Origin of the sequence: Mesorhizobium sp. LNHC232B00, assembly GCF_000502435.1 — a bacterium.
GTDB classification, from domain to species: Bacteria; Pseudomonadota; Alphaproteobacteria; order Rhizobiales; family Rhizobiaceae; genus Mesorhizobium; species Mesorhizobium opportunistum.
In genome coordinates this window covers 151,599-162,441 of the sequence record NZ_AYWP01000013.1, presented here as the reverse complement: position 1 = coordinate 162,441, position 10,843 = coordinate 151,599, and the positions used below count along the sequence as shown (strand labels likewise).

General features: G+C 65.3%; 10 protein-coding genes. 4 read left to right on the top strand and 6 right to left on the bottom strand.

The window, feature by feature from the left end:
* Positions 1 to 16: 16 nt before the first annotated feature.
* The 5 genes from X743_RS151335 to hutI all read right to left on the bottom strand — a co-directional run bounded on the left by X743_RS151335 (position 17) and on the right by hutI (position 6,134).
* The gene (locus X743_RS151335; protein ID WP_023766556.1) at positions 17 to 622 is read right to left on the bottom strand and encodes a HutD family protein; all 606 of its coding nucleotides are present in this window, start codon (positions 620 to 622) and stop codon (positions 17 to 19) included.
* 12 nt (positions 623 to 634) lie between these two features.
* Positions 635 to 2,305: a urocanate hydratase gene (gene hutU, locus X743_RS151340; protein WP_023766555.1), complete on the bottom strand. Its 1,671-nt coding sequence runs from the start codon at positions 2,303 to 2,305 to the stop codon at positions 635 to 637.
* Positions 2,306 to 2,336: 31 nt separating this feature from the next.
* Complete coding sequence (gene hutG / locus X743_RS151345; RefSeq protein ID WP_023766554.1) at positions 2,337 to 3,152, bottom strand: N-formylglutamate deformylase; 816 nt, start codon at positions 3,150 to 3,152, stop codon at positions 2,337 to 2,339.
* A gap of 214 nt (positions 3,153 to 3,366) precedes the next feature.
* Entirely contained in the window at positions 3,367 to 4,902 is a 1,536-nt protein-coding gene (gene hutH / locus X743_RS151350; RefSeq protein WP_023766553.1) for a histidine ammonia-lyase, read from the bottom strand.
* Complete coding sequence (hutI, locus tag X743_RS151355; protein WP_023766552.1) at positions 4,899 to 6,134, bottom strand: imidazolonepropionase; 1,236 nt, start codon at positions 6,132 to 6,134, stop codon at positions 4,899 to 4,901. Before hutI ends, hutH begins: the two co-directional genes overlap by 4 nt.
* 100 nt (positions 6,135 to 6,234) lie before the next feature.
* Between hutI and X743_RS151360 the strand changes: the two genes are divergently transcribed.
* Together X743_RS151360 and X743_RS151365 are read left to right on the top strand one after the other, a co-directional pair.
* The gene (locus X743_RS151360) at positions 6,235 to 7,587 is read left to right on the top strand and encodes a formimidoylglutamate deiminase (RefSeq protein WP_023766551.1); all 1,353 of its coding nucleotides are present in this window, start codon (positions 6,235 to 6,237) and stop codon (positions 7,585 to 7,587) included.
* Complete coding sequence (locus X743_RS151365; RefSeq protein WP_023766550.1) at positions 7,584 to 8,396, top strand: UTRA domain-containing protein; 813 nt, start codon at positions 7,584 to 7,586, stop codon at positions 8,394 to 8,396. Before X743_RS151360 ends, X743_RS151365 begins: the two co-directional genes overlap by 4 nt.
* 180 nt (positions 8,397 to 8,576) lie before the next feature.
* Here the strand turns inward: X743_RS151365 and X743_RS151370 are convergent, their stop codons facing one another.
* Positions 8,577 to 8,921 carry a RidA family protein gene (locus tag X743_RS151370; protein ID WP_013896071.1) on the bottom strand — a complete coding sequence of 115 codons (345 nt, stop codon included), beginning with the start codon at positions 8,919 to 8,921 and terminating at the stop codon, positions 8,577 to 8,579.
* A 223-nt stretch (positions 8,922 to 9,144) separates the two neighbouring features.
* Between X743_RS151370 and aztA the strand changes: the two genes are divergently transcribed.
* The gene (gene aztA, locus X743_RS151375; RefSeq protein ID WP_023766549.1) at positions 9,145 to 9,957 is read left to right on the top strand and encodes a zinc ABC transporter ATP-binding protein AztA; all 813 of its coding nucleotides are present in this window, start codon (positions 9,145 to 9,147) and stop codon (positions 9,955 to 9,957) included.
* Complete coding sequence (gene aztB, locus X743_RS151380; RefSeq protein WP_031257859.1) at positions 9,957 to 10,832, top strand: zinc ABC transporter permease AztB; 876 nt, start codon at positions 9,957 to 9,959, stop codon at positions 10,830 to 10,832. Before aztA ends, aztB begins: the two co-directional genes overlap by 1 nt.
* Positions 10,833 to 10,843 lie beyond the last annotated feature (11 nt).

The following is a 10,843-nucleotide window of genomic DNA, read 5'->3' as shown; positions in this document are numbered from 1 at the left end:
TGTTTGGAAACAAGCGTTAATCGTTGCCGCGGATGCCGCCGATGCGGATCACGAACAGCGTCGTGTCATGGGTAGGCTGGGCAAGCAAGCTGGGCTGGATAGGCAGGGTGACGGCGGCGCGCTCGACCAGCAGCGTGTCGAGCGGACCAAGGCGAGCCGGTTCGGCGGCGGCGATGACCACCTCCCCGTCCAGGCACAGGATGAGAGTCGTGCCGGGCTCCGTCCGGATTTCCACTGGGGCAGAAACGGCCAGGCGTTCGACCGAGTGCGTCGTCCTGCCGCGGCGGGTCATGACGTTGAGGTCGGTGACCGGCCCGCCAACCAACGCGACCGACGTCGGCACGTCGGCCGGAAAGGAAAACAGGGCGGTTGTCCTGTTGACCGATGTCGGCGGGCGGCCGGCAATATCGAGCGCGATGCCGTCGCCTTCAAGTATGGCGAGCGTGCGATCGATCCCGGCAAACTGCGAGAATGGGCCGCTGCCTTCGACGCGCGCCATCGAGACGCGCCAGTCGAAATCGTCGAGCCCGGCACCGGCGGGCGAGACGGCGATCTCGGTCGTCGTGCCGCCGCCGTTCTTCCACGGCATGACGCGGTAGTCGGCAGCGCGAAGGATACGCATGAGTTCAGCCTGTCAGCCGAGAATGCTGGGCAGGTTGAGCTGGTGTTCCCTGGCGCATTCAATGGCGATGTCGTAGCCGGCGTCGGCATGGCGCATGACGCCGGTCGCCGGGTCGTTCCACAGCACCCGCTCCAGGCGCCTTGCGGCGTCCGGCGTGCCGTCGGCGACGATGACCATGCCGGCATGCTGGGAAAAACCCATGCCGACGCCGCCGCCGTGATGCAGCGATACCCAGGTGGCGCCCGACGCCGTGTTGAGCAGCGCATTGAGCAGCGGCCAGTCGGAGACGGCATCCGACCCGTCCTTCATGGCTTCGGTTTCGCGGTTGGGCGAAGCGACCGAACCCGAATCGAGGTGATCGCGGCCGATGACGACCGGCGCCTTGAGTTCGCCCTTGGCCACCATCTCGTTGAAGGCGAGGCCGAGCCGGTGCCGGTCGCCCAGACCGACCCAGCAGATGCGCGCCGGCAGCCCTTGAAAGGAAATGCGCTGGCGCGCCATGTCCAGCCAGTTGTGCAGATGGGTGTTGCCCGGCGTCAGTTCGCGCACCTTGGCGTCGGTCTTGTAGATGTCCTCGGGATCGCCCGAAAGTGCGGCCCAGCGGAACGGACCGATGCCACGGCAGAACAGCGGCCGGATATAGGCGGGCACGAAGCCGGGAAAGGCAAAGGCGTTCTCAAAGCCTTCGTCCTTGGCCACCTGGCGGATGTTGTTGCCGTAGTCGAGCGTCGGCACGCCGGCGTTCCAGAACGCCACCATCGCCTCGACATGTTCGCGCATCGAGGCGCGGGCAGCCTTCTCGACCGTCTTCGGGTCGCTGACGCGCTTCTCGCGCCACTCGGCCATGGTCCATCCCTTCGGCAGATAGCCGTTGATCGGGTCATGGGCCGAGGTCTGGTCGGTGACCATGTCGGGGCGGATGCCACGCCTGAACATTTCGGGCACGATCTCGGCCGCATTGCCGAGCAGGCCGACCGACTTCGCCTCGCCAGCCTTGGTCCAGCGCTCGATCATCGCCATCGCCTCGTCGAGCGTCTCGGCCTTCTCGTCGACATAACGGGTGCGCAAGCGGAAATCGATCGAATCAGGATTGCATTCGATCGCCAGGCAGCAGGCGCCGGCCATGACGGCGGCCAGCGGCTGGGCGCCACCCATGCCGCCGAGGCCGCCGGTCAGAATCCACTTGCCCTTGAGATTGCCGCCATAGTGCTGGCGGCCGGCCTCGACGAAGGTCTCGTAGGTGCCCTGCACGATGCCTTGCGTACCGATGTAGATCCACGAGCCGGCCGTCATCTGGCCGTACATCATCAGGCCCTTCTTATCGAGCTCGTTGAATTTATCCCAATTCGCCCAGTGCGGCACCAGGTTGGAGTTGGCGATCAGGACGCGGGGCGCATCGGCGTGTGTGCGGAACACACCGACCGGCTTGCCGGACTGCACCAAGAGCGTCTCGTCCTCGCCAAGCGTCTTCAGCGAGGCAACGATGCTGTCAAAATCGTTCCAGGTGCGCGCCGCCCGGCCGATACCGCCATAGACGACCAGTTCGTTGGGGTTCTCGGCGACGTCGGGGTCGAGATTGTTCATCAGCATGCGCAGCGGCGCCTCGGTCGTCCAATACCGGGCATTGAGCTTGTCGCCGCGGGGGCTGCGCACTTCGCGGATGTTGTGACGAGGGTTGGTCATCATTGTCCCTTTCAAGCAAGACGGCGGCGCGTCAGCGCGCTGCCCAGTCGATCGCGGTTTCGAGGATGGTCTTCAGCGTGGCGCGGATCGGCGCCGCATAGGTGGCGTCGTAAGGGACCGGCCAGTTCTCCGGCGAGCCCTTCTCGTCAGGCTCGCGCATGTAGCCTCGGTTGGAGAGTTCCATCTGCAGCGCATGAACACTGTTCTGCGGCTGGCCGAAGCTGCGCGTGATCCAGCCACCCTTGAAGCGACCGTTGATCACCCAGCTTTCGCCGGTGCCGGCCAAGATTGCAGCCACCTTCTCCTGCAGCGCCGGGTCGGCGCTCTTGCCGTCATTGGTGCCGAGATTGAAGACCGGCAGCGTGCCCTCGAACAGGCGCGGCAATATCGAGCGGATCGAATGACAATCGTAGAGGACGATCTTGTCGTGCATGCCGCGCAGCCGGGCGATCTCGGCCTGCAGGGCGGCATGGTAGGGCTCGAAATAGGTTTCGCGGCGCCGATCGATTTCCGCCGGTGTCGGCTCATCACCCATGCGGTAAAGCGGGTCGCCATCGAAGGTCTCGGTCGGACAGAGTCCGGTCGTCGTCTGGCCGGGATAGAGCGACACACCCGAAGGGTCCCGATTGACGTCGATCACCGTGCGCGAAATGGCGGTGTGGACGATCGTCGCGCCGAGGTCGGTGGCAAAGTCGTAGAGATTGTTGATCCACCAGTCGCAGTCGCGGCGTCCGAGCCAGGGCGACACCAGCCGGTTTTCGAGGCCGGCGAGGTCGATGCCGGTGTGTGGGATCGACACCAGCAACGGCGCGGTGCCTTGTTTTACTGTCAGCCAAGGAGGTGTCATGCGAAACCTCCGCAGGTTGGAGCTCTACGGCGCCCCCCTCTGTCCTGCCGGACATCTCCCCCTCTTGGGGGGAGATTGGCTGTCACGCCGGCTTTCGCCAATCGCCAGCGTGGGAGAACGGGCGGCGCCAAAGAAGCTGCTGATCTCCCCACTTGTGGGGGAGATGTCCGGCAGGACAGAGGGGGGCGCGACAGAACGCGGCCTACGGCTGTATTCACGACGCTATTCCCGGCAGCACGATCGCACCCGCCGCCCTCACGGTCGCGCCACTGCGCACCATGGCGATTGCCTTCTCCATGTCGGGATGAAAATGCCGGTCGTTGTCGAGATGCGGCACCTCGTCCCGGACGAGCTTGCGCACGGCTTCCAGCGCATCGCTCGAGGCCAGCGGGGCATGGAAATCGCAACCTTGTGCAGCGGCCAGCAACTCGATGCCGATCACCGCGGTGGCATTCTCGACCATGCCGATCAGGCGGCGGGCGCCATGCGCGGCCATCGAGACGTGGTCTTCCTGGTTCGCCGAGGTCGGAATGGAATCGACGCTCGCCGGATAGGCCTTCTGCTTGTTTTCCGAAACGAGCGCGGCCGCCGTCACCTGCGGGATCATGAAGCCGGAGTTCAGGCCAGGCTTCGGCGTCAGGAAGGCCGGCATGCCGGACAGCGCGGGGTCGACCAGCATGGCGATGCGGCGTTCCGACAGCGAGCCGATCTCGCAGACCGCAAGCGCGATCATGTCGGCGGCGAAGGCCACCGGCTCGGCGTGGAAATTGCCGCCGGAAAGCGCGGTGTCGTCCTCGGCGAAGATCAGCGGATTGTCGGTGACGCCGTTGGCTTCGGTGCCGAGCGTCTCGGCGGCCTGACGCAGCACGGTGAGCGCAGCGCCCATGACCTGCGGCTGGCAGCGCAGGCAGTAAGGATCCTGCACCCGCTCGTCGCCGACACGGTGCGATTCCCTGATGGCGCTGCCGGCCATCAAATTGCGCAGCGCGTCCGCCGTCTCGATCTGGCCGGGATGCTTTCGCAGCACATGGATGCGCGGATCGAAGGGCGCGTCGGAGCCCCTGGCCGCGTCGGTCGAGAGCGCGCCGGCAACCAGCGCCGACTGGTAGAGCACTTCGGCCTCGAACAGGGCGGCGAGCGCATAGGCGGTCGAGAACTGCGTGCCGTTGAGCAGCGCCAAACCTTCCTTGGCGCCCAATGTCACCGGCTCCAGTCCGTGCGAGACGAAGGCGACCTTGGCCGGAAAGCGGCCATGCGGGGTGAAGCATTCGCCGACGCCGATCATCACCGCCGTCATGTGCGACAGCGGCGCGAGATCGCCGGAGGCGCCGACGGAGCCTTGCGCCGGCACCACCGGGATGACGTCGTTGGCGAGCATTGCCTCGAGCAACTCGATGGTCTCGGAGCGGACGCCAGAGGCGCCCTGCGCCAGGCTGGCAAGTTTCAGCGCCATCATCAGCCGGGCCACGGCAACCGGCATCGGCTCGCCGACGCCGGCGGCGTGCGACAGCACGATGTTGCGCTGCAAGGTCTCGAGATCACTGGCCGGGATGCGGACGCTGGCCAGTTTGCCGAAGCCGGTGTTGATGCCATAGACGGGCTCACCCTTGGCAACGATCCTGGCGACGGCCTCGGCGCTCGCCTTGATCTTTGGACGGCAGGCACCGTCGAGTTTTGGCACGGCGCCACGATAGATGGCGCGCCAGTCGGCCAGCGTCGCATTGCCGGGCTTCAGGGTCAGTTCGGTCATTGTCCTCTCCAGATGCGGGCATGGAGCGGGTTGAAGCCCATGCGGTAGACGAGTTCGGCGGGGCGCTCGATGTCCCAGATCGCCAGGTCGGCGGATTTTCCGGCTTCCAGCGTGCCGGCCTTGTCGAGAAGGCCAAGCGCTCGCGCGGCCTCGCGGGTGACGCCGGCAAGGCACTCGTCGACGGTCAAGCCAAAGAGCGTCGCCGCCATATTCATGGTGAGCAACAGCGAGGTGAGCGGCGAGGTGCCGGGATTGCTGTCCGTCGCCACCGCCATCTTCACACCATGGCGGCGGAACAAGTCGACAGGCGGCTTCTTCGTTTCGCGGATGAAATAGTAAGCGCCGGGCAGGATGGTCGCGACAGTGCCGGCCTTCGCCATCGCGGCAGCGCCCGCCTCGTCCGTGTATTCGAGATGATCCGCCGACAGTGCGCCATAGCGCGCGGCAAGTTCGGCGCCATGCAGGTTGGACAGTTGGTCGGCGTGAAGCTTGACCGGCAGGCCCAAGGCCTTGGCGGCATCGAAAACGCGCGCCATCTGCTCCGGCGAGAACGCTATGCCTTCGCAAAAACCGTCGACCGCATCCGCCAGTCCTTCGGCGGCAACCGCCGGAACAATCTGCTTGGCGACCAGATCGATAAAAGCGTCCTTGTCCCCCTTTGCTTCGGGCGGCAGGGCATGCGCAGCCAGACAGGTCGCGCGGATCGTCACCGCCCGTTCTCCGCCCAGCCGGCGGGCGGCGCGCAGCGACTTCTTTTCATTGTCGAGATCGAGGCCATAGCCCGATTTGACTTCGACCGACGTGACCCCCTCGGCCATCAGCGCATCGAGGCGCGGCAGCGTCTGGGCAACGAGCTCATCCTCGCTGGCGGCGCGCAGCGACTTGACAGAGGACACAATACCGCCGCCGGCCCGGGCGACTTCCTCATAGGTCGCGCCGGCCAGCCGCATCTCGAATTCGTTGGCGCGGTTGCCGGCGTAGACAAGATGCGTGTGACAGTCGATCAGGCCCGGCGTGATCCAGCGGCCTTCGCAATCGACGGTCTCGGCGCCCTGCAAAAATGCCGCCGGCATCTCCGATTCCGGGCCGGCATAGACAATGCGGCCATCGCGTGCGGCGACGGCGCCATGTTCGACGACGCCAAGTCCGGCGGAACTTTCGGCCATGGTCGCCAGGCGCGCATTGCGCCACAGACGAAGATCCCCTGCCCGGCTTTTGCTCTCTGCGGCCATCATCTTTTCCGTTTCAATCGGCGGCGATTATGTATATACATATCGAAACGCACTGCAAGTGCTATCATCGCATGCTGGATAGGGAAGCGGAGAGAAAAAAGTGACAGCGATCCTTGCGGAACGGGCTCTCCTCCCCGATGGCTGGCACAACAATGTGCGGATCATTTTCGCCGATGGCCGCATTACGGCCGTCGAGCCCGGAGCCGTTGCATCGGCCGTCGACGAGCGCCATTCCATTCTCGTGCCCGGCATGCCCAATTTGCACAGCCACGCCTTCCAGCGCGGCATGGCGGGGCTTGCCGAGCTTCGCGGCCCTTCCGCAGACAGTTTCTGGAGCTGGCGCGAGGTGATGTACCGCTTCGCGCTGTCGATGACGCCCGACCAGGTCGAGGCGGTTGCCGCGCAGCTCTATGTCGAAATGCTGGAGGCCGGCTTTTCACGGGTCGGCGAATTTCACTATCTGCATCATGATCGTGACGGAAAACCCTACGCCAATGTTGCCGAGATGGCCGAGCGGATCGCGGCCGCGGCCGGCGAAACCGGCATCGGCCTGACGCTGCTGCCGGTGTTTTACGCGCATTCGTCTTTTGGCGGCGCAGCTCCAAACGAGGGCCAGCGGCGATTCATCAACGATGTGAATCAGTTCTCCCGGCTCGTTGAAAAAAGCCGCGAATCGGTTCGCGCGTTGAATCAAGCTGTCGTCGGCATCGCACCGCACAGCCTGCGCGCCGCGACGCCCGAAGAACTCACGGCCATCGCGGCACTGGCGCCCGATGGGCCAATCCACATTCATGTCGCCGAGCAGGTGAAGGAAGTCGAAGACTGCCTCGCCTGGTCCGGTGCGCGTCCGGTCGAATTCTTGCTCGCCAACGCTGAGGTCGACCGGCGCTGGTGCCTGATCCACGCCACCCACATGACCGATGCGGAAACCATCGGCATGGCCAGGAGCGGCGCCATTGCCGGCCTGTGCCCGATCACCGAGGCCAATCTCGGCGACGGCACCTTTGCCGCGCCGTTGTTCCGGGAACATGGTGGCCGCTTCGGCATCGGCTCCGATTCCAACGTGCTGATCGGCCTGCCCGACGAATTGCGCCAGCTCGAATATTCGCAGCGCCTCGCCCACCGCGCCCGCAACGTGCTGGCGGTGGCAGGCGGTTCGACCGGGCGCGCGCTGTTCGACGCGGCACTCGACGGCGGCAGCCTCGCGCTTGGCGCCGGCACCTCGGAGATCGCGACTGGCGCCGCCGCCGATCTCGTCTCGCTCGATGCCGACAACCCCTCGCTGGCAGGCAAGACCGGCGACGCGATCCTCGATGCCTGGATCTTCGCCAACGGCAGCAAGGTCGATTGCGTCTGGGTGCATGGGCAAAAGCAAGTCAGTGCCGGCAAGCATGCCAAGCGCGAGGCCATCGCCGCGCGGTTTCGTGGCGTCATGACAGCACTTTCAGCATGAACGCGGTCGCAATAGCGGATGTTGACATCGGCGGCGGCTCGCTCCACCAGCGCATCCTGTCCGACATCAGCGAGAAGATCCTGTCCGGCACGTGGGCGCCCGGCCATCGCATCCCGTTCGAGCATGAACTGACCGAGCAGTATGGCTGTTCGCGCATGACGGTGAACAAGGCACTGTCGCAGCTGGCCAAGGCCGGGCTGATCGAACGGCGACGGCGCTCCGGCAGTTTCGTCCGCCAGCCGCAGTCGCAGGCGGCGGTGCTGGAAATCCACGACATCAGGATCGAAGTCGAAGCGCTCGGCCTGCCCTATCGCTACGAGCGCGTGGCGCGGCACAAAAGGCGCAGCACCACTGAGGATCGCGGCCTGCTGGAACTCGAGGCCGCCGGATCGGTGCTGGCGCTGGAANAAAGGCGCAGCACCACTGAGGATCGCGGCCTGCTGGAACTCGAGGCCGCCGGATCGGTGCTGGCGCTGGAATGCCGGCATTTCGCCGGCAAGCGGCCGTTCGCGCATGAACAGCGGCTGATCAACCTCGCCGCCGTGCCTGGGGCGGCCGATGAGGAATTTCTCGATGTCGCGCCTGGCCCGTGGCTGATCGGCCGCGTGCCGTGGAGCGAGGCCGAGCACCGCATCCGCGCGGTTGCCGCCGACAGGCACATCGCGGCGGCGCTCGACGTCGGCGCCGGCGCACCCTGCCTGGTGGTCGAACGACGGACATGGAGCGCCGAACACCCGGTCACCCATGTCCGCTTCACCTACGCGGCCGAGAGCCACACGCTGGTGGCAAGGTTCAGGCCGCAGGGGTAGCTGATCTCCCCCCTCGTGGGGGAGATGGCCGGCAGGCCAGAGGGGGGCGTCGTAGAGCGCGACCCTCGATTTTGCCTGCCATCAACTTACTCGAAAAACGGAAAGGCCGGCGGGACAGCGCCCCTCTCTGCCTTGCCAGGTATCTCCCCCACGAAGGGGGAGATTGGCGGTTTCAACGCCTCAAATCGCTGCCGTGATGATGATCTCGACCAGATATTCCGGGCTGGCGAGCTTGGCTTCGCCGGTGGCGCGGGCGGGCGTGTGGCCCTTCGGCACCCACTTGTCCCATTCCGCATTCATCTCGGCGAAGGTGCCCATGTCGTCCAGCCAGATGATTGCTTGCAGGATCTTGGTCTTGTCGGTGCCGGCCTTGGCCAGCAACTCGTCGATGGTCGCCAGGATATCCCGGGTCTGCGAGGCAACGTTGCCGCCCGGCTCGCCGACCTGGCCGGCTAGGTAGACGGTGTTGCCATGGATGACGATCTGGGTCATGCGCGGACCTACATCGATGCGACGAATGCTCATGGGATGTTTTCCTTCCTTTTGTCAGTCGCGCCTCTTTAGAGTCGCGACTTGCTTCGGGCAAGGCCGCCGGCCCGAATCCCCTTGGACCAGCCAGGGACAGGATTCACGGCAAGTTGAGCCGCCGGCCGCAATTCCGCCGGATTGGCTTGTTGACTAATGTAATAACATCACATATCCAACCGGCCTCTGCATGCAGCCGGATGTGACCTGCCCACGGAATGATATGACCCAGACCTGCCTGACATTCCGTGACCTGACGCTGGGCTACAACAGCCATCCCGCGATCCATCACCTCGACGGCACGATCCGCAAGGGTTCGCTGACGGCCGTGGTCGGCGCCAACGGTTCGGGTAAATCGACGCTGATGAAGGGTATTGTCGGGGTTCTCAAGCCGATGGCCGGCAGCGTGATCCGGGCGCCTGGCTTGCGCGCCGCCTATCTTCCCCAGCAATCGGAACTCGACCGTTCCTTTCCGGCCCGGGTCGTCGATCTGGTCTCGCTGGGCCTGTGGCCGAAACGCGGCCTGCTCGGCCGCTACATCAAGGAAGATCGCGAATCCGTCAGCCAGGCGCTGATGGCGGTCGGCCTCGGCGGTTTCGAGAAGCGGCCGATCGACACGCTTTCGGGCGGACAGTTGCAGCGCACGCTGTTTGCCCGCGTGCTGCTGCAGGACGCCGATCTGATCCTCCTCGACGAGCCGTTCAACGCCGTCGATGCCAAGACGGTTGGCGACCTGATCGCGCTGATCAAGCGTTGGCATGGCGAGGAACGCACCATCATGGTCGTCGTCCATGACCTCGACCTGGTGCGCCAGAATTTCCCCGAAACGCTGCTTTTGGCCCGCCAGCCCATCGCCTGGGGCGAAACCAGGGAAACGTTGAAGCCGGAAAATCTTCTGCGCGCACGCCGTTTCCACGAAGCCTGGGAGGAAAACGCTCCCTGGTGCGAGCCGGACGAGCACGCCCATGGGCACGATCACGACCATCATAGCCACGATCACGACCATCACCACGGCGCCGGACCGAGGGCTGCCTGATGGACATGCTCTATGGTCTCTTGATCGCGCCCTTCGCCGATTTCGCCTTCATGCAGCGGGCGCTGGTCGGCTCGCTGATGCTATCGCTCGGCGCCTGCCCAGTCGGCGTCTTCCTGATGCTGCGGCGCATGAGCCTGTCCGGCGATGCCATGGCGCATGCCATCCTGCCGGGTGCGGCCGCGGGCTTCCTGTTTTATGGGCTGGAAATCCTGCCGATGACGATTGGCGGCCTGATTGCCGGCGTCATCGTCGCGCTCGGCGCCGGTGCGGTCTCGCGCTTCACCATCCAGCGCGAGGACGCCTCGATGGCGGCCTTCTATTTGATTTCGCTCGCCATCGGCGTGCTGATGGTGTCGATCCGCGGCTCCAGCGTCGATCTCATGCATGTGTTGTTCGGCACCGTGCTGGCGCTCAACAATGAGGCGCTGACACTGATCGGCGGCATTGTCGTGGTTACGCTGGTCAGCCTCGCCATTTTCTGGCGGGCTTTGGTCGCCGAATGCCTCGATCCGCTGTTCCTGCGCTCGGTCAGCCGCATGGGCAGTCCGGTGCACTTCATCTTCCTCGGCCTCGTCGTGCTCAATCTGGTGGGCGGCTTCCAGGCGCTCGGCACGCTTCTGTCGGTCGGGCTGATGATGCTGCCGGCCGCTGCCGCCCGCTTCTGGACCGTGCGCGTCGAGCCGATGTGCGTGCTGGCGGTGCTGATCGGCTTTGCCTCCTGCATCGCAGGGCTGCTGTTGTCCTATCACGCCTCGCTGCCATCCGGCCCGGCCATCATCCTGTCGTCCGGCGTCGTCTATTTCGCCTCGATCCTGTTCGGCACGCGCGGCATCCTGCGCGCCCGCATCATCCACCACCGTCACAGAACGGCCTGATCCCCGCCCCC

Excerpts from the sequence above, each read along its gene's own strand:
- X743_RS151335 (WP_023766556.1), bottom strand. The coding sequence starts at position 622 with ATGCGTATCCTTCGCGCTGCCGACTACCGCGTCATGCCGTGGAAGAAC.
- hutU (WP_023766555.1), bottom strand. The coding sequence starts at position 2,305 with ATGACCAACCCTCGTCACAACATCCGCGAAGTGCGCAGCCCCCGCGGC.
- hutG (WP_023766554.1), bottom strand. The coding sequence starts at position 3,152 with ATGACACCTCCTTGGCTGACAGTAAAACAAGGCACCGCGCCGTTGCTG.
- hutH (WP_023766553.1), bottom strand. The coding sequence starts at position 4,902 with ATGACCGAACTGACCCTGAAGCCCGGCAATGCGACGCTGGCCGACTGG.
- hutI (WP_023766552.1), bottom strand. The coding sequence starts at position 6,134 with ATGGCCGCAGAGAGCAAAAGCCGGGCAGGGGATCTTCGTCTGTGGCGC.
- X743_RS151370 (WP_013896071.1), bottom strand. The coding sequence starts at position 8,921 with ATGAGCATTCGTCGCATCGATGTAGGTCCGCGCATGACCCAGATCGTC.
- aztA (WP_023766549.1), top strand. The coding sequence starts at position 9,145 with ATGACCCAGACCTGCCTGACATTCCGTGACCTGACGCTGGGCTACAAC.
- aztB (WP_031257859.1), top strand. The coding sequence starts at position 9,957 with ATGGACATGCTCTATGGTCTCTTGATCGCGCCCTTCGCCGATTTCGCC.